At 39.0% G+C, this 24,206-nt stretch carries 15 protein-coding genes; 2 read left to right on the top strand and 13 right to left on the bottom strand.

Annotated elements, in window-relative coordinates; all coding sequences use genetic code 11:
* Nucleotides 1-81 precede the first annotated feature (81 nt).
* On the top strand, nucleotides 82-3,777 hold the full coding sequence (locus ACEQ81_RS17210) for an efflux RND transporter permease subunit (RefSeq protein WP_411032165.1): 3,696 nt from the start codon (nucleotides 82-84) through the stop codon (nucleotides 3,775-3,777).
* 2 nt (nucleotides 3,778-3,779) lie between these two features.
* Complete coding sequence (locus tag ACEQ81_RS17205; protein ID WP_411032164.1) at nucleotides 3,780-5,489, top strand: efflux RND transporter periplasmic adaptor subunit; 1,710 nt, start codon at nucleotides 3,780-3,782, stop codon at nucleotides 5,487-5,489.
* Between the two features lie 10 nt (nucleotides 5,490-5,499).
* Here ACEQ81_RS17205 and ACEQ81_RS17200 read toward each other — a convergent pair whose 3' ends face one another.
* The 13 genes from ACEQ81_RS17200 to ACEQ81_RS17140 form a co-directional block, all read right to left on the bottom strand.
* The gene (locus tag ACEQ81_RS17200; RefSeq protein ID WP_411032163.1) at nucleotides 5,500-6,198 is read right to left on the bottom strand and encodes a hypothetical protein; all 699 of its coding nucleotides are present in this window, start codon (nucleotides 6,196-6,198) and stop codon (nucleotides 5,500-5,502) included.
* The gene (locus ACEQ81_RS17195) at nucleotides 6,195-9,545 is read right to left on the bottom strand and encodes a PQQ-dependent sugar dehydrogenase (protein WP_411032162.1); all 3,351 of its coding nucleotides are present in this window, start codon (nucleotides 9,543-9,545) and stop codon (nucleotides 6,195-6,197) included. Before ACEQ81_RS17195 ends, ACEQ81_RS17200 begins: the two co-directional genes overlap by 4 nt.
* 265 nt (nucleotides 9,546-9,810) lie before the next feature.
* A complete protein-coding gene (locus ACEQ81_RS17190) occupies nucleotides 9,811-10,494 on the bottom strand; it encodes a class I SAM-dependent methyltransferase (protein ID WP_411032161.1) in 684 nt (227 codons plus the stop codon).
* A 142-nt stretch (nucleotides 10,495-10,636) separates the two neighbouring features.
* Nucleotides 10,637-12,343, bottom strand: coding sequence for a N,N-dimethylformamidase beta subunit family domain-containing protein (locus tag ACEQ81_RS17185; RefSeq protein ID WP_411032160.1), 1,707 nt, complete (start codon nucleotides 12,341-12,343; stop codon nucleotides 10,637-10,639).
* A gap of 30 nt (nucleotides 12,344-12,373) precedes the next feature.
* Nucleotides 12,374-14,275, bottom strand: a complete 1,902-nt coding sequence (gene asnB, locus ACEQ81_RS17180) for an asparagine synthase (glutamine-hydrolyzing) (RefSeq protein ID WP_411032159.1) — start codon at nucleotides 14,273-14,275, stop codon at nucleotides 12,374-12,376.
* Nucleotides 14,276-14,285: 10 nt separating this feature from the next.
* Nucleotides 14,286-15,431, bottom strand: coding sequence for a glycosyltransferase (locus tag ACEQ81_RS17175; protein ID WP_411032158.1), 1,146 nt, complete (start codon nucleotides 15,429-15,431; stop codon nucleotides 14,286-14,288).
* A 91-nt stretch (nucleotides 15,432-15,522) separates the two neighbouring features.
* Entirely contained in the window at nucleotides 15,523-17,373 is a 1,851-nt protein-coding gene (asnB, locus tag ACEQ81_RS17170; protein ID WP_411032157.1) for an asparagine synthase (glutamine-hydrolyzing), read from the bottom strand.
* Between the two features lie 82 nt (nucleotides 17,374-17,455).
* Nucleotides 17,456-18,547, bottom strand: a complete 1,092-nt coding sequence (locus ACEQ81_RS17165; protein WP_411032156.1) for a glycosyltransferase — start codon at nucleotides 18,545-18,547, stop codon at nucleotides 17,456-17,458.
* Nucleotides 18,548-18,805: 258 nt separating this feature from the next.
* Nucleotides 18,806-19,867: a glycosyltransferase gene (locus ACEQ81_RS17160; protein WP_411032155.1), complete on the bottom strand. Its 1,062-nt coding sequence runs from the start codon at nucleotides 19,865-19,867 to the stop codon at nucleotides 18,806-18,808.
* A 51-nt stretch (nucleotides 19,868-19,918) separates the two neighbouring features.
* On the bottom strand, nucleotides 19,919-21,028 hold the full coding sequence (locus ACEQ81_RS17155) for an O-antigen ligase family protein (protein WP_411032154.1): 1,110 nt from the start codon (nucleotides 21,026-21,028) through the stop codon (nucleotides 19,919-19,921).
* A 70-nt stretch (nucleotides 21,029-21,098) separates the two neighbouring features.
* Complete coding sequence (locus ACEQ81_RS17150) at nucleotides 21,099-22,211, bottom strand: glycosyltransferase family 4 protein (RefSeq protein WP_411032153.1); 1,113 nt, start codon at nucleotides 22,209-22,211, stop codon at nucleotides 21,099-21,101.
* A 36-nt stretch (nucleotides 22,212-22,247) separates the two neighbouring features.
* Nucleotides 22,248-23,210 (bottom strand): glycosyltransferase, encoded by a 963-nt coding sequence (locus tag ACEQ81_RS17145; protein WP_411032152.1) that lies wholly within the window; start codon nucleotides 23,208-23,210, stop codon nucleotides 22,248-22,250.
* Entirely contained in the window at nucleotides 23,200-24,183 is a 984-nt protein-coding gene (locus ACEQ81_RS17140) for a glycosyltransferase (RefSeq protein ID WP_411032151.1), read from the bottom strand. The genes ACEQ81_RS17145 and ACEQ81_RS17140 overlap by 11 nt, the downstream gene beginning before the upstream one ends.
* Nucleotides 24,184-24,206 lie beyond the last annotated feature (23 nt).

Below are 24,206 nucleotides of genomic sequence, written 5' to 3'. Positions count from 1 at the left end.
TCGCGGCTGCAATCTATTACTAATTTTAGTCGTTTAGTGCTAAGTGGCTTTTTATTTATCATAGCGTTAGTAACATAAAAAATGCTTAACAAAGGCATCAAATTTCTAATAGAAAACAAACTGGTAGCGACTGTGCTGCTGGTTTTGTTCGTATTATGGGGTGTTGTACATGCCCCATTCGACTTGGGACTGGACTTTATACCCAGAAATCCCGTTGCTGTGGATGCCATACCCGATATTGGTGAGAACCAACAGATCGTATACACGGAATGGAAAGGCCACTCCCCACAAGATATAGAAGATCAAATTACCTATCCGCTTACTTCCAACCTATTGGGAATTCCTGGAGTAAAAACCGTACGAAGCTCATCTATGTTCGGTTTTTCTAGCGTTTATATCATTTTTGAGGATAATGTAGAATTCTATTGGGGAAGAAACCGTATTTTGGAAAAACTAAGCGCCCTACCCACCAATTTACTCCCAAATGATGTAAAACCTACCTTAGGACCCGATGCTACAGCCCTTGGGCAAATTTTTTGGTATACCTTGGAAGGAAGAGATCCTAATGGAAAAGTTGTTGGGGGTTGGGACCTGCATGAAATACGGAGTGTTCAAGATTTTTATGTAAAAAATGCACTTGTCGCCACCCAAGGGGTATCCGAGGTTGCCTCCGTAGGAGGTTATGTACAAGAGTATCAGGTAGATGTAGACCCTGAGCTGATGAGGCAATACAATGTATCGCTACAACAGATTGTAAATGCCGTTAAAGCAAGTAATAAGGACGTGGGGGCCAGAACCTTGGAAATTAACCAAGCAGAATATTTTGTTAGGGGCTTAGGGTATGTTAAATCAATAAAAGACATAGAAAATACTCCGGTATCTTCCCAGGATTTTACTTCCTTACATATTAAAGACGTTGCCCGCGTTTCCATGGGACCTGCCGAAAGAAGAGGAATATTGGACAAAGGTGGTGCCGAAGTTGTTGGTGGGGTAGTGGTATCCCGATTTGGGACCAATCCCATGGAAGTTATTAGCAGGGTAAAGGAGAAGATAAAGGAAATATCTCCAGGCCTTCCATCCAAAATTCTTGAAGATGGAACTAAAACCCAACTTAAAATAATACCCTTTTATGACAGATCTCAACTAATACAGGAGACACTTACCACCTTAAGTGATGCCCTTACATATGAAATTGTAATTACCATCTTGGTGGTTATCGTTATGTTGTTCAATCTCAGGGCGTCTGCATTAATTTCCGGCTTACTGCCTGTAGCGGTACTAATGGTATTTATAGCCATGAAGTATTTTGGGGTGGATGCAAATATTGTTGCACTATCGGGGATTGCCATTGCCGTGGGTACTATGGTTGATATGGGTATTATTCTCTCTGAGAACATTGTACGACATTTGGACGAAAAAGACCCACATGAAAACAACGATACTGCAATATACAGGGCAACCACGGAAGTATCGGGTGCTATATTGACTGCGGGTTTAACCACCATTGTAAGTTTTGTTCCGGTTTTTACACTCACAGGAGCGGAGGGAAAGTTGTTCTCTCCCGTAGCTTTTACCAAGACCGCTGCGCTATCCGCTTCATTAATGATTGCACTTTTCTTGATACCTCCCTTTGCAGGTATGATATTCAGAAAATATAACTGGTCTAAAATCCTAAGTATTACAATCAACAGTTTGCTTATTGTTTTAGGACTGGCCATATTGTTTATGGGAAATTTTCTTGGATTGGTATTAATGGCCTTCGGGGCCATGGCTATTTTGCATAAGCTAAACAAAGTATCAGCACCACAACTTAACCTCTCTCGTTTGGGTATTAGTTGCCTGGCGATTATAATATTTTTGGGTACCTATTGGCGACCCATGGGTTATGGGAACAATATTGTGGTTAACCTTCTGTTTGTTGTACTTGCTTGTGCCCTGGTTCTAGGGATATTGATGCTTTTTAAAACGTATTATGTACGGATTCTGCAATGGGCCTTGGACAATAAACTATTGTTTTTAGGAATTCCTGGTGTAATGGTTATTCTTGGTACTGCAATACTCTTCAACACCGGTGAGGAGTTTATGCCCGCACTGGATGAAGGCTCTTATTTGCTGATGCCAACCTCTATGCCACATTCTGGTATCAGTGAAAATAAACGGGTACTTAAGCAATTGGATATGGCCGTTGAAAATATGCCAGAAATCGATATGGTCGTTGGAAAAGCAGGTAGGGCCGATTCTGCTCTCGACCCTGCTCCGCTTTCCATGTATGAGAACGTAATTTATTATAAACCCGAATTTGCCTTGGACAGCAATAATAGGCCTATTTCATTCCGACAAAACGATGAAGGTCTTTTCGAAACTACCAAGGGCAATTTTGTAGCCTCGGGAAGCGGAATAGATACGGACCAACTTATACCTGATCGTAACGGTGCCTTTTTTAGAAATTGGCGACCCCAAATTAAAAGTAAGGACGATATATGGACCGAAATTGTTAAGAATACAAAATTCCCCGGAGTAACATCGGCACCTAAACTTCAACCTATTGAAACCCGATTGGTTATGCTGCAGACTGGTATGCGCGCAGCTATGGGCATAAAGGTAAAGGCTCAGAATTTGGATGAGATTGAACAGTTTGGATTACATTTGGAGCCCATCCTCAAAAAAGTAGCAGGTATAAATGCTGCATCAGTTTTTGCCGATAGGATTGTAGGTAAACCCTATGTTATAATCGATATAGACAGAGAAAAAATAGCACGTTATGGTGTTTCCATAAACGAAGTACAAGAAGTATTGGAAGTGGCCATAGGCGGTAAGATACTTACAGAGACCATTGAAGGAAGGGAAAGGTATGGAGTGCGGGTTAGATATCCCAGGGAGCTAAGAACAAGTCCGGATGATCTAGGGTCTGTTTATGTACAATTGAAAAATGGCGGTAGCGTTCCCTTGGAGGAGTTTGCAACTGTTAAATATGAAAGAGGCCCTCAGAATATAAAAAGTGAAGATAGTTTTTTGGTAGGTTACGTCATATTTGATAGGCAAGATGGTTACACCGAATTGGAAGTGGTAGCTAATGCACGTTCCACCATACAAAAAGAAATAGACAATGGTTCCTTATCCCTACCAGATGGACTTAGTTATAAATTTGCAGGTACCTATGAGCATCAATTGCATGCGGAAAAGACATTGTCTTTTGTAGTACCTTTGGTTTTATTGGTTATTTTTTTAATACTGTATTTGCAATTTCGCTCGGTATCCATATCACTAATGGTCTTTGTAGGAGTGGTTGTTGCCTTTGCAGGCGGGTTTATCATGATTTGGCTTTATGGCCAGTCGTGGTTTATGGACTTTGCCATAATGGGAACGGATTTAAGACACCTTTTTAACATTAAGACCGTTACACTTAGTGTAGCCGTATGGGTTGGTTTTATTGCATTGTTCGGTATCGCTACTGATGATGGAGTGGTGATGGCTACCTATTTGGTTCAGGTTTTTAGAAAAAACACCCCAAAAAGTGTGAAGGAAATTAGAAGTTCGGTTATAGAAGGAGGTAAAAAGAGAATACGACCTTGTTTAATGACCACGGCAACTACAATATTGGCCTTATTGCCCATATTAACATCTACCGGAAGGGGAAGCAGCATAATGATTCCTATGGCAATACCTTGCTTTGGAGGAATGCTTGCAGCGCTCATTACATTATTGGTTGTTCCGGTACTGTTCAGTTGGAGGCAAGAATATGTTTTAGAGAGATCAAATAATCAGATAAATAAATGATTATGGCTAAGAAATATGGGATTTACACGGTGATTTTGGTGGCAGGGATTTGTCTGGGCTATATTTTTTTTGGCAACAACAATGCCAATGAGACTACGCATTCTCATGAGGAAACAACTGTTAAGGAAGTATGGACTTGCTCCATGCATCCACAAATCGTTAAAGAAACTTCGGGTGCGTGTCCCTTATGTGCCATGGATTTGGTTAAAAGTGAAGGTGGGAACAATCTGCCGTCCGAGAATCAATTTACCATGAGTGAGGATGCCCTGGCGCTCGCCAACGTTCAAACTACGGTTGTAGGGATGTCTAAAAACAGCAATGAAAACTTGTCATTATCTGGTAAGATTACCGCTAACGATAAGACCAACGCCATCCAAACCACGCTATACGATGGAAGAATAGATAAGTTAAATGTAAATTACGTAGGTGAACGGGTCTATAAGGGACAAGAAATAGGTCTTATTTATTCCCCGGAGCTTTACTTGGCCCAGGATAAACTGTTAACATCTGCATCTTTTAAAGAGACCCATGAAAAACTGTATCAGGCAGCGAGGAACTCCTTGGGTCTTTGGAAAATGACAGATGAGCAAATCGACGAAGTACTCAAAACAGGTACCCCCATGGTTAATTTCCCTATTTATGGGGACGTAAGCGGTACCGTTACCGAAATTATTGCAGCAGCCGGCAATTATTACAAGCAGGGCGACGCCTTATATAAAGTTGCAAACCTAAATACCGTTTGGGCCGTTTTTGATGTTTATGAAAATCAATTGGCTTCCCTGAAAGTTGGTCAGGAAATCGAAATTACTTCCAACGCACTTAAGGGCAAAAGTTTTAAGGCCAAGGTAAATTTCATAGAACCCTTTCTGAACAATTTAAAAAGAACGGTTTCTTTACGCGCTACTCTGAACAATTCCAAGGGCCTGTTTAAACCTGGAATGTTTGTAAAAGGCGTTGTAGGAGTAGGGGGGGATAACCATCTGCTTACAATACCCAAGTCTGCTGTAATGTGGACAGGAAAACGCTCTTTGGTATATGTAAAACCTTTTTTAGATCAGTATGTTTTTGAAATGAGGGAGGTTACCCTAGGTAGCGAAATGGACGATATTTATGTTGTATTGGAAGGACTTGCCGATGGGGAGGTAATCGTAACCAACGGTACCTTTACTTTGGATGCCGCAGCACAATTACAGGGAAAAAAATCAATGATGACCGCAGTAAAAACAAAAGATTCCCAAATGCCATCAATGGACGATAAGAATTCGGTGGCCGATCTAAATCCAAATATAAGTAAGGAATTTGTTGAATCGCTTGATATTTATATTGAACTGAAAAATGCACTAATAGCCTCAGATTTTGAAAATGCCCAATCCAAGTCGAGAGTATTACACCAAAAGATTGTCAAATTAGAGCTCGATTTTACGAACGAAGCAACGCAACAGATGTTTAAGGCCATTGCCAAAAACGCTAGGGAGATATCTACTGCCGCCGATGTAGAGGCACAACGAAAGTATTTTAAACCCTTGTCAGAGGATATGGTTGGTATAACATCGGTTCTGAATACCTTGGGTAAAACGGTTTACGTTCAGTTTTGTCCTATGGCGGATGGCAACAAGGGCGCAAGTTGGCTAAGCTTTGAAAGTGAGGTTAGAAACCCTTATTTTGGGGAAGTTATGCTAAAATGCGGTTCAGTAAAAGCCACCTTAAATTAAGAATTTCCCTTTAGTTTTGTACTTGGAAGGTGAAAGTTTCGGAGTTAGACTCATTCCCCAACAAGTCTCTTGTAACTATTTTCCAGTAGTATGTGGTACCCGCAGTTATTTCAATATTCTCCAATTGTGAATTAGAAACTCCGGTTTCAAATAGGCTAGGAGGGTCGTTCTCTTCGAAATAAATATCGTATTCCGAAATGTCCCCGTCCAGATCGCTGGCTTCCCACACTAGGGTAATGGTGCTTTGCCCCGTAGAGATATCTGCACCGTCTACCGGAGCAATATTTTGTGCAGGGAAAGGGATAAAGGACCTTAGGCCGGGTCCTGCGTTATAAAAAGTTTCCCTATCGCTCTCCGCCGTATTGGCAGAGGATTCTACTTTGGATACAACATACCAGGTATAGGGAGTACCTCTGGACAATCGTATATCTAATTGAGACTCATTGGAAATAAACTGTTCATTGACCCCTGTACTTAAATTTGTGAGAAATACTTCATAACTATCGGCTATTTCTGCATCACTCCATTCAAAAGTTACCTCGCTCTGCGTTTCCGAAATTATATCACCTGCCGTGCATTCGCTATTGTTTTCTGGAAAAACCAGGGTTACCGCCGTGGGCACGGACTGAATTTTTGAGAAAAGATCACTATCCTTGCCGCAAGCTGTTACAAGAAGTACCGAGGAAAATAAGAGACAGTATCTTTTCATCGTTTCACAACTTTAAAGGTTTCTCTTAGGCCATCTTTTATAATGGCCAATACATAGATACCATTGGGTAAACTGGCAAAATCAAATTGCGAAACCCCGTTGGCAATATCAACGGATGATGAAACAATCAACATCCCGTTGTTTGCATACAAATTTAACTCTGCATTACCATCTCTACCACTAAATTCCAAATTCAAAATATCCTGGAAGGGATTAGGGAATATTTCCACTTCCCCTACCATCATAATTGTATCCTTATACTTGCCCTGGCAACTTTTATCTGTGGTGACTTCCAATAGATTTTCCTTTTCCGTGAGTACAAGTTTAACTTCGTTGCTGGTTGTTCTAAAACTGTTTTCATTGAGGGTCACAAAATACGCACTACCTCCAGACATGGACAAGGTTACAGAACCATCCAGCGAATTTAAAACTGATGAAACCTCCAAGCTTTCTGGTTCGTTCACAATTGCCTTAAAACAAGATTCAAAATCGGGAAGGCCTTGTACCGTAATACAGAGGTCATAACTACCTGGGGCTAGATTCTCTATTTGCAGGCCATTTTCGAAGGTAAAGTTTTGCGCTGTACCAGTGCCGGTTAAGTTAAGGTTATAATCCAAATTTAATTCTGGATTAATTTCTATACGCCCATCTTGTAAGCCTCTACACGAAGTACCCTGTACCGAAAGTTCGAAATTGTCCGCTGGCAATGTAAATATCTGACATCCATCTGCTCCGACTACAACGCCCGAAGGTGTATTGGGACATTGATCTAGAGCGTCGGGGATACCGTCTCCATCGGCATCTGAGGCGCTTACGATTAAGCTAAAGGTTTCTGAGCAACCTTCTTCAGAGGTTAAAGTATAAACTCCTTGCTCCGAGGAAGATACGTTTCCCAAATTGTAATCATCTCCAACTTGACTACCATCCGGAAGAGTAATGGTGAGTCCAATACCGTTTGGTAACATACTCAGCACAACTTCGGTACCCGATGCCACAGTTAATTCACTTTGGCCGCTAAACCAAGTACCGTCCAATCTGTATTCTGGAACAATACTGTTGTCAGAACAGTTAAAGTTTAACCCCCAAAGGGCAACATTTAAAGCGTTTGTTTGACCAGCAGCACTAAAATTGCCCCCGGCGTAGAGCGTCTCCTGATCGCTGGATAATATCAATGAATTGATCTGGGTATCTACCCCAACGGAAAAATTGATACCCAGCGCCTGCCAACCTAAGTTTTGGCTCCAACGGGCAACGTTATTCACAATTTTATTTATGTTGACAACATCCGAAGCTGTTTGAAAGCTACCTCCAACAAAGAGGTTGGTGCCATCATGCACCAAAGATCTTACGTTGCCACTTAAACCTTGTCCAAGCGCCTCCCATTGTGATGAACTCCGGTTCCATTTTGCAATTCGGTTAACTGTTTCGAAACCAGCTATAGCAAAATTTCCGCCAGCATATATATGGGAAGAAGTAACAGCTATAGCTTGCACAAATCCACTGGTGCCGCTCCCTAGTGTACTCCAATTTTGTCCATCCCAAGTAGCGATCCTAGACGCAGAATTTCCACCGGCAGAGTCAAAATTTCCCCCTACATAAACGACATTGTTTTCATCAAAGGCAATTGCCCTAACTTCATTATTGGTTCCTGATGTTCCGCTACCGGAATCGGTAAGGGCTTGCCAAGTACCGTTGTTCCATAGGGCTATATTGTTTACCGTAATTCCACCAGCGGTTTCAAAGGCACCACCTACATATACTTCACCAGAGTCACTGACCTCAATTTTGGCTACAGGACCATTGGTGCCAGTACCTAATGGGCTCCATATGCTTCCATTCCAAACAGCGATATTTGAAGCAGGGATTCCGCCTACTTCAGAAAAGTCACCGCCTACATATATAGCTCCGTCACCACCAATAGCAATAGAGTTAACTTTACCATTGGCGCCACTTCCAAAAGCACTCCAACCTGTATTTGTATCGTAGATGGCCAAATTGTTTACCGAGTTTCCACCTGCCTGGGTAAATTCACCGCCAAAATATAATGATCCATTCTGTGCTCTAGTAATAGATTCTACAATGCCGTTGGTACCTCCACCTACCTCGTTCCAACTCCCTATTCCGGTAACGGTGACAGTTTGTGGACCACTAGTTCCTCCTACTATTTTATATATACTGGCAGAAGAATTATAATCACTAAAATAAAGTTCCCCAAATTCATCCAAGCCAAAGCTTGATATAAATTCTCCATTGGTCCGAAATAGAAACTCGGAACTTGCCGTATTATTTGATGCGTTATAGTCTAAGGACCAAACCCTCCCCGACGCAAAATCACCATAAATATATTTACCCTGTAATGATGGGTTGTCGCTACTTCCGCGATATACATAACCGCCCGTAATGGAGACGTCTCCGCTGTTGTGATCATAGAAGAATACGGGTTTCGTGTCTGGTGTGGTAACCAAATCAGTACTGCCATCTTCAACATCAAAAGCCTCAAAACGATTCCAACCGTAGTTTTCCCCAATATTGATGAGGTTAATTTCTTCATTGGCGTCTTGGCCCACATCACTCCCCCAAAGCCTGCCCGTTTGAGCATCAAAAGAAAATTTCCAGGTATTTCTAATACCCCAAGCAAATAGCTCATCCAAACCGCTTTGACCCACACGCGGGTTGTTTGCAGGTATCTCGTAATTACCATTCGGGGTATCTGGATTGGATTCAACCGGGTTACTGCCGTCTAAATCGATATCGATCCGCAGGATACTTCCAAAGACTGTACTCAAATTTTGACCATTCCCTTGTGGATCACCGGCCCCGCCACCATCACCAACGGAAATGTATAGATAACCGTCTGGTCCAAAGGCTATTTTACCGCCATTGTGGTTAGAATTATCCTGGTTTTTATCAAAACTAAAAATCACAAGTTCACTTCCGGGATCAGCTATGTTTGGGTCCCCGGCACTAACAGTGTATCTAGCAAGTACTATCTCCTCGTTAATTCCCGATACCTGGCTGTCCTGGGTGTAATACACATAAAAAAAACCGTTTTGGGAATAATTTGGATGAAATGCCAGTCCTAATAGGCCAATTTCTTGCCCTTCGCTATACGATACAATTTGGGACAGGTCTAGAAAGGTGTCAACATCACTATTAGAAACCGATATACTGTTTGGAAACACTTTTATAAGCCCTGGCTGTTCTACCACAAACATTCTATTGGTACCGTCACCTGCGGTAGTAATTTCTACAGGAAAATCGAAAGAAATATTGGGATATGCTAGTTCAAACGTAACTTGCGCTGCTAACGACCCGCTAAGAAAGACCGTGAAAATAATTGAGATCAAAAAAGATCTCGAACAGGTTTTTATGTAAGTATCCACAAATTTTATCATTAGCTCAGCGCCCTATAAATATACGTACAGAAATGGCAAGATAGACTTTTTAAAAACCTTTTTTAGTTGAAATACAAAAAAACGGTAAAAGCTATAAAACATTAAGCATACGGACGGTTTGGCATTGGTACTCTAAGTCTTTTCCATTTTTTTTCAGGATTGAAAAAAAAGGATCAATTTGTAGTTTCTTTTACCTTTAAGGCGTACGATGTGAATCCTATTTATAAATTTCTGCTATAATGTGTGATCTCAAAAACGGAAAAAAATTGAACATAGGATACAGTTTAGAGACCCGTCTTCCTATCGGTGGCGCCAAAGTGGTTCTATGAAAAACAATATTTTTAGATTTATCGAATAATTGTTTCACTTCCTTTTGCTTTACACCCTTAACGTCTTTGTTTCTAGGGTTGTCAAAAGCAAAATCATACCAAATAATTACGCCTCCCGGCTTTAACAGAGACCACATTTTATTTGCTAGCTTGGTTTTAAATTCAGAATCCAATATGGAAGTGAAAACGGTAGCTTGCAATACAATATCGAAAGTTCCCCCTTCTTCTTCTGTTATTTTTAAGGCATCACCATCAATAACGTTTATATCCGGGTGTCTTTGACGTAAAACAGCAAGCCGATCCGATAGCAACTCATTGGCAAAAATGTGTTGATGGTTTATTCCAAGTTCCTTAAAAATACCAATGTTATCACCCGTACCGGCACCTACTTCCAGAACTTTTATCCCATTAAGCGAATCAAATCTATCTTGGACTATTGTTGCATATCGAGACTCTCTTTCAATCTTCATATGCCTCATATAATGAGTATACTTGGTGGAGTTTTTTTCTACATTTTTATCACCCTTCCTTTTTTCATAACGATCAATGATCTTTTGGGTTTCGGTTTTCATACTGCTTGGTTTAAAAATGGCGGTTAAATGTATAATTGCGATGATTTAAGGAAGCATTTGAAAGTTGAGTGGATGAATTTAACAAAATAAATAAACTAAATGCTGTTTTATCGTTCTACTTATATAATTATAGTTGTTTGGTTTAATTGGGAGCTGTTTTTTTTGCCCCAAACGCTCTTAAAACGTTTTCGGTAATTATTTCAACCTGCTTTGACTGTCTTGATTTTCTTAGCATTGGCACGTTAAAATCATCCAAACCCCAACTCCATTGCATACTTCCTGTTGCAAAAACCTGAGCTCCGCTATCTGCTTTATAGAGGGTCATATGGGAAACAACCTTTCCAGAACGCGTTATTTTAACAAACCAAACCGCAAAAGCCAGAAGAAATAGAAGTGCGAAAGGCATAACAAAAGCAAAACCAAAATTAAAAGTTGCGGCACAACCAGCGATTAAAACAGCGGCAATAGCCAGCCATACGATATTGGCACTCATTGTTTCGGATATTTTTAAGGTATTGATCAAAATACTACTTGGTAGTGACACCATTTTTTTAATCATGTATTTTAGAATTGCGAGATAATCGCTTTTACCAACGTTTTGGCATGGAGAACTGGCTAAAATAATTACATTGTTTGGCGAATCTTTGACTACGGCATCTACTTCATACCCCAATAGTCCTTTTAACAACTGACCCTGTTTTAAGTTGGTATTTGCAAATACCCAATGATCCGGATTGGATATTTTAATATGGCCCTGTACGGGATCTAGAATATACTGAACTCCCATTACGGTAGCTTCCGATTTTTGTTCTTTTATATCTCTATAGTTGATGGTACTTTTAATACCTTTTATTGGATCCTCGTCGGCATTTTTATAGCAAACCATTGTTCTATTTGGTTCTTGGGTTAGGGTACTTTTCTCTAACCGAACCTGCCAGTACATAGTATTCGAAGAAAAAAATGTAAGATTAACACCGCTATCCCGAGCTAGGGTTACGTTATTTCTCATTTCGGCCGACCAGTACTCATCATGCCCCTGAGATAGAAATACCTTGGTCTTGGTAAGCAAATTTGGCTTATTATGGGTATCTATATTGGTGATATAGCCTAGGTCATAGTTATTTTTTTCTAGCCATCTAACCATATTATAGTCCCACGCAGCACTACTAATGGGGTAATTATGTGTGGTAACGGGCTGTACATTGGTCAAAAATTCACCTGCGCCCACACCAAAAGCGGCTTTTGTATTGTTACTTCTTGCAAAAGGCCTGTTGAACGAAACTTTGGTTGCGTGTTCGCCGGTATTTGTCCCCCATTTTTCCAATGAACCGCTTCCGGTATCGTACAAAGATTTCCCACCCCAATAATTGTAGGCCTGGTACGTGGTTATTGGCAATTGAAAAAGTAGGCTGGGACTATTTTCATCGTCTCTAATTACAAAAATGATATAGCTTTGTGTATTACTTTTTTGTTCCTCCAATTTTGCCAAATAAACACCGCTGGTCCAGGAAGCGCTGGTAATTAGGGTATAAGAGTTTGTCCAATTACATTCAACCATTCCGGTTTCTGCATCTGGTACGGGTGTTTCCTGAACAATACCTGTTAGGGTTATAGGATCGGTAATTTGTCTAGCTCCCAATCCTTTATACCAGCCCATCCTATAAACGGTCAATGAGTACCTTGGGGAAATGCTGCTCACAAAAAGATTGATGGATTCGCCAGCGTTGATGCTCGTTTGGGAAGCATATCCTTCTATTTCCCTGTTTAAGGCAGGCTTATCCAATTTCCAATCAGATGTTCCTCTTTTTGAGTTTTCAATGGCAATTTTATTGGTGCTTTTGTGAGACATAATACTTGGACTACATGATATACTGGTAGTTTAAATGCTTAGATACGTGTGTTTGTACCATTTTTGGAAACAATAAAAAGCCCATACACTGTATGTGCTGTCCTTTTTTTTGGAGATATGGTTTTTTACCAAAGATGTAATATTATCCTTAATAAATATTCCCTGCGATTCTAAAAAGGAGGGGTCTATATAAGATTCAAGTTCTTTTCTTAAACCAGATCGTAACCAATCGCCCACCGGAGAACCGAAGCCTTGTTTGCTTTTCTCTAGAAACTTATCGGGGAAGTCGGTTTTAAAGGCTTCCTTTAGAATGTACTTTTTATTCCACCCGTTCATTAGATATTTGGCAGGTAATTTCTTGGTAAAATCCCAAATCTGTTTATTTAGGAAAGGTGCCCTGCACTCCAAAGAGTTTAGCATACTGGTTCTATCTACCTTGGCCAACATACCCCCTTCCAAACTGAGCACTTTATCTATAAATCTAAAATCGTTAAGAGAACTCGGTTTTTGAATGCCAGTTTTATCCTTGTATTCTTGAAATAGATTTGCTTCAAAAAGCTCTTCCTTTATTAGGCCTGCCAATTGTTCCTTTGTATTGGCAAGTGAAATAATATCCCAATAGTATTCGCCATCATAATTAACGGTCTGCAACATCTTATTGATCTTAAAACGCATTCCACGCTTATCATCACTAGAGGTTAACAGCCTATTGCCAATATTTAGAGAAAGATTATGAAGTGGTCTGGGAACAACACTGGTATATTTATTGTTCAATTTACCTACATAATATTTGTTGTATCCACCAAAAACTTCGTCGCCTCCATCTCCGGTTAATGCAACTTTTACAAAGTCTTTTGTTTTTTTTGATACCAAGTAGGTAGGTAGGGCAGCGGTATCGGAAAATGGTTCATCAAAATTGAGTAAAATTTCGTGCACGTTATTTTTTAAGTCATCTTCACCTATTACAAATTCGTGATGGTTGCTATTGATCATCTTAGCTACCACCTGGGATTTATCTGTCTCGTCAAAAGATGCTTTTTCGAATCCAATTGAAAAAGTATCAATTTTAGCGCTGGTCATTTGGGACAGGCAGAGGGAAACTATGGAAGAATCTACACCTCCGGACAGAAAAGTGCCTAATGGTACATCGGATATAGACCTGCTCTCAACACTCTTTGTAACCAATTCTTTGGTTTGGGCCTTGGCATCGGTAAAGGAAATATCTAAAGGACTCTTGTCCTCGCTGTCTGTAATCTCTTTAATCTGAAAACTATGGGAATTAAGATCGTAAACGATATAGTGATTGGCTTGGAGCTTATAGATATTTTCATAAATGGTATGGGGTGCAGGAATATATGTTAGTCTTAGAAAGTGATTTAGTCCGGTTTTGGAAATTTCTGGTTTCTCTGGCGCATCGGTCATTATAGACTTAAGTTCAGAGGCCCAAATAAACCTATCTTCTCTTTGGGTATAGTAAAGGGGTTTTTCTCCAAAAAAGTCTCGAGCAATGAAAATTTGGTTCTTCTTTTTATCGTAGATGCTAAAGGCGAACATACCATCTAGCTTAAAGAACGAACTTTCACCTTCCAGTTCATAAAGCTTCAGGATAACTTCTGTATCGCTATTGGTGGCAAAGACGATGCCTTGCTTCTCTAGTTGGTGTCGTAAAATGCGATAATTATAAATTTCACCGTTAAAAACAATAACTATTTGTTTGTCAGAGGAGTATATCGGTTGTTTACCAGATGTGAGGTCTATTATAGAGAGCCGTCGCATTCCCATTGCAATACAGCCATCGGTACCTACTTCCGTAAAGACCCCATCATCATCAGGACCTCTATGGATAATAGTATCATTCATGCTACCAATTTGTTTTTTAATTTGTGTAGCATCAAGATCAGTTTTAGAAACAAAACCGTTTATTCCGCACATTAGCTTTTTTTTAGTTGTGTATAAATTCTTTGAACTGTTTGTAGATATTTTTTAACTCAAACTGTTCGGCCCTTGCCAGGCTTAATCTACTATAATTGACCCTTTCCGCTGCATTTGACCTTAAATACCGCAGAGCACCGGCCAGGCCTATATGATCATCATTGTTAATTAATATTCCATAGGAAGCTTTAAAAAAACTGCCGTTGGGGATTACAACCGGTTTGTCATCATTTAAGAGTTCCAAAGGTCCGGACAGGCAATTGGTGGAGATGCTGGGCAGCCCCATAGCCATGGCTTCCAATAGTGCATTGGGAAAACCTTCGGTATGGGAAGATAGTACAAAACAATGGTTTTTTAGAAGGTAGTCGTTTACGTTTTTTACTCTTCCTCCCAAGCTTACTTTATCTTCCAATCCAACTTCAGCGGTATATTCTTTAAGTTGTTTTTCCAGGGGTCCGGATCCAAATATTTCCAATTCATAATCATCATCGAGGTTTTGAAGCGCCTTAATGATCATCTTTTGGTTTTTTCTAACGTTCAAAGTACCCACATTGATCACTTTAAAACTTTTAGGGTTGATTTGTAGTGATTCAGGAATTATTACATTAGCCGGTAACTCTATGGGGTTGTATACGATCTCCATGGGTATTGAAATCCCAAAATTGTCTTTTAGGTCCTTATTAATATATACCGAATTTGAAAACAGTTTGTAACATCGATTATAGAGTAGGGGGTAGAAGATTTTAGAAATTGCCAAAGACAGTTTACTTGTAGTGTTATCGGAAGGAAAACCTCTTTCACTAATATAAGTACGCACCTTTTTGTTAAATGTTGCGATAATACCATTTACCAAGTTGGGAAATGCCAAGAAGGAAACTGCGTAGCTTATTTTTTCTTGCTTTACAATTTTGTTGTACTTAAAAACAAACCCAATAAGGTCTGTTGCCTTCTGATAAAACTTTCTATCTGGGCTTTTTTTGGTCAGCATTATTACATTGACCTCCGGAGGTATGGGAAAATGAATTTCATTATAAAACAGGATCAGATATACATTATAATCATGTACTAACTCCTTTAGGAGTAAGCTCATTACTTTTTCGGCACCCCCGCTTGTAAAGCTTATAGCTAAAATACTAAGATTGGGTTTGGAGGACATATACGAATGGTTTGTTATACAAGATTTAAACGTTTAAAATGGTAAGGATGCAAATGCCAATACGGGACTGATGTACCTTTTTAATATTTAACTATTTGATTATTAACCCTTTTCCATTCTTGTTAAGCCACTGTTTCAATACCAAAAGCTTCCAGATTAATGGATAATGATTCCAACTTCCGTCCATATGTTGGTTTATCATTTTTAATGTTTTATCCACATTTATTCCCGGAATGGTGGTTAAACCTTCCCTATCCAATTCTGTTAATACAAATTCCTTGAGTTCTTTTCTAAACCATTCCCTAAATGGCATGGTGAAGCCCGCTTTTGGTCTTTGGAATATTTTCTCGGGTACATGTTTGTACAACAGATCTTTCAATATCCTCTTTTGGTTTCCGGGCTGAAATTTAAACTCGGTAGGTAACTTATTTGCAAGTTCTATTACCCTATGATCCATAAGGGGAGATCTGGATTCTAATGAAAATGCCATTGTTGCACGATCTACCTTGGTATTTATGTCCCAATTTAAATAGGCTTTGGAATCAAAATCGGAAATACGTTCAAATAAATTTTTATTATTATGGAAAAGGTATTCCTTGTCCGGCAAATTATCATAGTCCCACTCGTCCTCTATCCAAGACAGGTCTACTCCCGTCAAAATTGCAAGATAAAGGTGTTCTAGGCGGTCATAATTAAGTCCTTTGGCTATAGTTTTTAGCCTGTAATGGGGCGCTAAACCTACTAGGCTCGCGGAAAATTTTCTCAACCCTTTGGGCATGGCATACATTCCGAGAACTTTTCTCATCCAGTTATACCTGTGGTAGCCTATGAAAATTTCGTCCCCTGCATCTCCAGACAATGCTACCGTTACTTTTTTTCTGGTATACTTGGCCAAAAGTAGTGTTGGTATTGCCGAAGGGTCTGCAAAAGGTTCATCATAATAATAACTGAAACTATCGATAAGCTCTAGTCCCTCATCATAATTGCATTCAATAACATGGTGATCTGTCTGTAAGTGATCTGCTACCTGCTGGGCGTAGGCACTTTCATCAAAGCCCTTTTCATTGAATTTGACAGAGAATGTCTTAATTTGAGTAGGTGTGGTCTTAGAGGCTATTGCGGACATTAGGGAAGAATCTATTCCGCCAGATAGAAAAACACCTACCGGAACATCCGCAAACATTCTGGTATGCACGGCATCTTTTAATATATCTTCCAGTTCTTCAAGCGCCTCATTATAGGAACCGGTATAGGACGGCTTGTTTTTGTAATCAATATCCCAATACTGGTGGTCCTCAAATTGACCGGTATTTAGGTCATAAGTAAAATAATACCCGGCCCTTAGTTTTTTTACTTCATTAAAAATTGAAAATGGATCTGGCACATTGCCCCATTTTAGGTATTCAACAATTGATTTTCTTGAAATACTCAGATTATTATTGAATAACTGTATAGAGGATAATTGACTCGAAAATTCAAAATTACGTCCATCATGGTAGTAGTGGAAAGGTTTCTGGCCCAGTCGGTCCCTAGCCCCAAACAACTGTTGCTTTTTTTGATCGTAGATCACAAAGGCAAACATTCCGTTAAGGTGTTCAACACAGGCTTCACCATACTTAAGGTAAGCTGCACATAACACTTCGGTGTCACTAGAGGTTCTAAAGGTATACCCATCTGCCTCCAACGTTTTTCTTACCTCCTTAAAATTGTAAATTTCTCCATTGAAGACCACTTCTACTTGGTCTTCGTAGTTAAAGGGTTGATTTGATCTGGGATCGAGATCAATAATTGCCAAACGATTATGGCCAAGGGTCACCTGCCCGTTTGGATTGGGAATCGTTTTCCAATCTAATTTATCTGGGCCCCGGAAAGAAGTTCTTTTTAATTTTGCTTCAATTTGATGTTCTTCGTACCTGATTGTAGTACCGTAAATTCCACACATATAGGATGGGTTAGTGTTTTGGTTTAGGTTTTTAAATGCTTGGTTTTGACGTTAATCAATACTAGAACGTTGACTTGTAGATTTAAGTGTGCATCATTTCGCAAAATAATTGTTCGTATTTGGTTAATATAATTTCTGCACTATATTTCTTGAAAACCGACTCACTTACCGCAGCAGGGGCAAAACCACTGGTGTTTATGATCGTAAATACAGCCTCTTCAAATTCTTCTTCATTTTCTACTATAAATCCGTTAGCCCCAGTTTGCACAATTTCGTCTATTCCACCGGGGGCCTTAAAGGCAACTACGGGGGTTCCCACGGCACAACTCTCCAATAACGCATTGGGAAAACCTTCTACGTACGATCCTTGCAAAAAAATATGGCTTTCAGACAAATATTTATCTACATCGCTAGTAAAGGGTAAATGTATTAATTTATTTTGCAGATTTAGCTCTTGTGCCAAATTATTGATCTTTGCCTTTTCCGAACCATCGCCAATTATCATATATGAATATTCCAAATCCAATTTTGCGAGTGCTTTTAATATGCGCAGATGTCCTTTTCTGGGTTCCAAACTGCCTACCGTAATAAATTTAAAGCCCTTCTTATGGTCAGGTTTAGCGGTTTTAGGTTTAAATCTTTCGGTAATAGGGTTGTTAATAAGGTGCAATTTGCCCTGCAATCTTGGATATTCGGTACGGAAATCTTTTAGCATATCCTGTGACTGACATACGATAGCGTCTAAAAGTGAAAATCCTAGATTCAACAAAAAGCGGGGATAAGATCGCTCAGTTTCTTCAGGGTACTCCTTTAAAACACTCATTACATTAACCTCCCGACCAATAAATTTTATTTTTGGAAAGAAAAGGGAAAGTAACCCCATTACCACATTCATATGTCTAATGGCGCTCATTACTATGTCTGGCCTAGATTTTCTTAAATAGCCAAATACCGAAGGTATTGCAAGTAAAACACGGGATTTGTTTAAAAAAACTGCATCCACGTCTTCTACGCAATAACGACTTTCACTTTCGTAGCCTATTACCAGTATGGTAGCTTTAAACTTGGATTTATCTAGGTTTTGGGCAATGTAAGACATTACACGTTCTGCACCACCGGCAGTAAGGGTAGGTAAAACAAATAATACGCTTATAGACTTTTTTGGGGCTTTCATCTAATAGTTCTCTTATGTATTTTTGGCAAAAAGTAGGTTATGGTTAACCCAAAATCATCGTTAAAAGTAGCGCGGTACTTTTAAGTTTTATGTCTCAATCCTATATGTTATGTGTTTAGATGCGGTTTTACCAAATTTCTTGTGGCATACGACCAAAGATAGTCATTACCATGCTAAAATTAAAGGTAGGTACTCTTTTAGACCTTGCTTTTAACAAAAAGTTTAGTCTTTAGTATATTTAGGAAGATGCTATTTTTCTTATATTCTTTCGAATAGTCTTTCGTATTGGCCTAAAATAGTTTTTTCGCTAAAACGGTCTTTTACCGAGTCCATTATGGTCTTTTTTTGCCAATCTTTGAAGAGGGTAAGAAAGCGTATAAATTCGCTTTCCTCGTTTACTAAAAATCCATTGATGTCATGAATTATGATCTCTTTGGTACCCCCGGGGACATCAAACGCGATTACTGGAGTACCTACGGAACAACTTTCCAAAACTACATTGGGAAATCCTTCCACATATGAACCTTGCAGTAAAATGTCCGAGGCCCTTAAGTAAGGGTATGCGTTATTGGTGTATGCTATATGTGTTATTTTATCACTTAACCCAAGTTCCTGGATCAATTCAAGTAAGGTTTCTCGCTCGGGGCCATCCCCTACAATGGTGTAGTGAAAATCTATATTTATCTTGGACAACATTCTTAACAGCGGTTCGTGCCCCTTTTCCGGGCTTAACCTACCTATTGTAATGAATTGCTTTACGTCATTGCTGATCTTTGGTTCTAATGTAGTATCCTTTCTTCTGGTAATAGGATTATTAATTATAAATAACTTATCTGATGGAATATTATAAAGGATTCTAAAATCATTTGCCATATCCTTGGATTGACAGATAACAGCGTCTACCATAGGGTAACTTTTCTTTGATAGGTAGTCATAAAGATTGTTCTTTTTTATAAACTTCTTAAAACTACTTATTACGCTTGCTTCCCTAATTATGAATTTGGTTTTTGGAAAAATAGGAGAAATTAATCCCATTATGGTGTTTAGATGTCCTATGGAACTCAGTACAACATCTGGTTTGTATTTTATCAAAAACAGCACGACTTGTGGAATGGCCACTAAAACCCTGCTCTTATTTAAAAAATACGTGATTTTGGGATCTGTTTCGTAAGCCGCGTCTGTTTGGGGCCCAATAATCAACAACTTGCTGTCAAATCTACTGTTGTCTATGGTATGGGAGACAAAGGAAATAATTTTTTCAGCTCCGCCAGCCCTCAAAGTGGGTAATATAAATAAAACTTTTCTTTTTTTTGACATCATGCGGCAGCATTATGTTTTGTGGTCTAATTAGGCTCAGATTATCCAGAATGATCAGGATTCTAACAGCATTTGTTTTTGTGCCTCTTTTTCAACATTTATCTTGTTATACATCCATAAGGCAATGATAAGGAGGTAATCGGTATCAAAAAAGTTGTGGCAAGTAAGTATAAAAAGGGAAAAGGCAATACCTTGCATTAGCAAATAGGGGGTATGCCTAAACAGTTGGGCACCCATAAAAATAAAGTACAAACAAAGACCTATAAAAATTAGAAACGGAATAATCCCAGATTCACCGAGAACCAAAAGGAAAGAGTTGTGGGCCCCTACATGATTGAGGCCATTGGTTTGGAAAGCTCCATATCCATTGCCAAAAAAGGGCTTCTCTATAACATAATCGTAAAAAACAGCCCATGTTTCGGTTCTAGATTCTTTATTGGCACTTTTTAAGGCACCTTCTTCCTTGTTCAATATGGCAGTGAACTGGTTTAACCGCTCTGTATTTAGTTTGAGCATTGGCCCAAAAATGGTCAGTGATACCAGAAGCCCTAAGCCAATAGCCAATATTCTTAAGTTTTTGATGCTGATACTAATGGATAAAAGATTGGTGATCACCCAAATTAAAATAAATGTCCTGGAAAATGTAACTATACCCCCGATTGTTATTATAATTTGAGCAAGACTTTTGGAATAGAAGTTTTTTATTTTAAAGGTCAGTGTATAGGCCATTATAGCAATAAAACCCGCCATATTAGGGTTAATATAAAACCCGCTATAACGACCAAATCGATCCGGAAAGAAAACTGCATGAGCTATAATACTTATTGAGCCGATGACTAAGAATACAAAGAGTTCGTTCACCGTGGTCTTTTTTACCAAAGCACTACCTCCTACAATGATTATGATATACTTTATTAGAAAAACATAGAAATCGCGTTCCAGACCACTATAAAAATTAACCCCTGCAATTAAGAAATAGGCCAACCCAAGCACTAAAAGCCAAATATTTGGCTTTCCACCTTTGCTTAAAACATAGAACAAGATTAGAAGTGCGTAAGATCCATAACTCATAAGGCTACTTAGTGTGGGATCTACGTGAAAGAAGAACACCGAAGGGAGGTTCAATACCGTTAATGTGAGTATTATGTATTTTAGAATGTTCATTAATCTGAAAATTAGTTCAAATAACTAAACTTGCAAAACCAACTTTTGCATCTTTGTGGAGTATCTGGTCTTATATCAAGAACTCCATCATAAGTTTTTCCCACCTGCTCTTAATTTTATCAATTTCAAAGGCTTGTAAATCTTCCATAGCTTTGTTGCCCATTTTACTTCTCAGTGGCTCATCTGCCATTAGTTTAGACAATTTATTTTCTAACTCTGCCTGATCATCAACCTCTATTAAAAAGCCATTTTCCCCATTTACGATCAGTTCGGAAGGTCCATGCGGACAATCGGTAGATATTGAGGGAATACCATAATACATAGCCTCCGTAAGGGCATTGGGGAAACCTTCCGATCTAGATGTAAATGCAAAAATTGTGGCCTTGTTGTAGAAGGTCCAAACATCCTTACAATTTCCCAAGAATTCAATACGATCTGCTACACCTAAATCTTCCGCAAGGCTTTCATAATTTTCTTTTGCACTGCCATCTCCTACCAGTTGAACTTTCCAGTTTTCGTTTTGAATGTTGGCAAAAGCCCTGATCAATAGACCTTGGGCCTTGTTATTATCCAATCTTCCAACACTGAGAATTGTATTTTCCTTAGCGTATGTCTTGGGCAATATTCTTTTTGATGCAAGGTTTGGCTCTAATGGATTAGGGACAATATGGATTCTTTTATCGGGCATTAAATCACTATAGAATGCTTTATTGGCTTTAGTTTGCACCACTAGGGCATTGGAAAATCTATAAATAAGATTCCGCATTTTTTTCCAAAAGAAGGATGGACTGTTTACTATTGGGTTGTTTCGTTCACTTATAATGCAGGGCCTTCCGCACCATTTAGATGCCAGTATTGTGAAGACGTTGGTGGCTGTAAGAAAACTTATGCACAGACTAATTTCATTGGTTTTAATATGGTTTTTTAAATTTTGGACCGTTTTCCAATAGTCATATAAACGGCTGAGGGTAATACTTTTGTTTTCCGCTTTTAGGTTACAATGTAATCGTTTAATACGCGAATCCAAGGGATAAAAAGAAGTACAATCCTCTAGGGTAATGATATATACTTCAAAAGTATCGCAAAACTTATTGGCCAGTGTGGTCAAGACGCGCTCTGCACCTCCGGAGACCAGGTTGTATGAAACAAAGGCAATCTTCTTTTTTTTCGTTTCCTCGTTCAAATTATTTTAATTTAAAAGATTGTTTTAACATTGAAATTACCTGTTTCTTACCCATTTATTAAACTTTATAAGGGCATTGTACCATTTAAGGGGCAAAACTGCGGCCAAAAACAGCTGGGGTCTTTTAATACCGTATCCACTGTTCTCAACTAAAAGCTTTTTTATGTAGCTTCTATGCTCCAAATCTGGGTCTACCTCCGGGTAGTGGTTTATGGATTTATAATTGTATAGCAAAATGGTTGAAATGAAATCTCTGATAATATTGTCCAGTTCATGGTTTGTCAGCACTTCACCAACTTTACTTTTCACAAAAAGAGCTGCATCAATGGATTCTAAAGTTTTTAGTTTGTAGGAACCCCTGGTTATACTTTCACCCACTTTATAGTAGTTGTAAAAAGGGTTAGAGATAACTGCCATTTTGTGTAACTTAGCCATCAAATTTATAGTATAATATACATCTTCCGAGACTACACCTACCTTAAATTGTAAATCGCCAAGGGCTTTCTTGTTGTAGAGGCGTCGGCAAACGGAAAAAAATTGGTTGGAGATAATCCGTTTTAAGGCGGTTAGCTGATCTTCAAATTCCAAACTGCCGGGAGCAAAGATTTTAGGTTGGGTATCTTCATATCTATGCTTTACATTGCATTCTACCACTTCCACATCATCATCTGTCATCGTTTGCATCATCACGGAATACATCTCCGGATCTATCCAATCATCGCTGTCCACAAACGCAATGTAGTCTCCTGTCGCAACTTTCAGACCTGTATTTCGGGCGGCACTCAGCCCTTGGTTTTTTTGGTGCACAACTTTAATTTGGTTGTACTTTGCGCCATACTCATCGCACATTTGGCCACAAGTATCGGGAGAGCCATCATCCACTAGTATTATCTCTAAATTCTTATAGGTCTGCCCCAATACGCTATCAACACAACGGTGGAGGTACTGCTCTACCTTATAAACAGGAACAATAACGCTTATTTTCGGATTATTTTCCATATCTAAATCTTAAATAGATGGTTTGAATTCTGAAAAAGCCCGATAAGAAGAAAAATGGCAGCCATCTTATTAACCGTTCTCTAAGCGTTGCTCCGCGATATTTGAAATTTTCATTGTAAACGCGTTTGGTCTTTTTTGCAAAAATGTGTTCAGGATCCAATTCTTTATCCTTACTGTTAAAGAGGCTTTGTAAATGGTATAAGCAATTTTTTTGTACACGTCGTCTAATTATTTCTAAAAGCTCTTTATTTTCTGTAAAAAGCTCTTGAACTCTACGTTTCATATTTACATAAGCATCTAAGGTAATGAACATCCTTCTGCTATATGAGCTGCGTGTCAATGAGGTCGTGTTCTCAATATAATAAATATACAAGGGATTGGGAATGAATACTGATTTTGTGGCCAAAGCTGCTACCTCTGGGCCATAGTACAGATCTTCCACAAACAATACATCATCTCTAAACCTTAGATTTCCGAAGGTTTCAGTGGCGTAAAAATTTCGCCAAACATAAAAACCGTGATTAAAATAAAATTTTAATAGTTCCTCACTGTCCTGTAAGACAATATTAGTTACGTCCTTAGCAATTTTAAGTGATTGGGAGTCGTTGGAGTGTCCAAATCCACAAAGTGCCAGACTGGTGTTGTTTTCTGTGGCAGCGGATAAAAGAGAACCGAACATTTCTGGATGTATCCAGTCATCACTGTCCACAAAACCAAAATAACTTCCTGACATAAGGTCTAATCCGCTGTTGCGAGCTGCACTTAAACCTGCATTTTTTTTATGAACCACAATAACCCTAGCGTCACTTTTGGCGTAGTCGTCACATATTTTTGCAGAATTGTCATGTGAGCCATCATTAATCAAAATAATCTCGAGATTTTCGTAAGTCTGCACTAAAATGCTATCAATGCATCTATGAAGATACATTTCGGAATTGTATATAGGAACTATTATGCTTATTAGGTTGTTCATATTTGCTCAATAATCGAATTTCG

The sequence above is a fragment of the Spongiimicrobium sp. 3-5 genome (assembly GCF_046557915.1).
Lineage (GTDB): Bacteria > Bacteroidota > Bacteroidia > Flavobacteriales > Flavobacteriaceae > JBHEBG01.
This window is presented reverse-complemented; position numbering and strand designations above follow the sequence as displayed.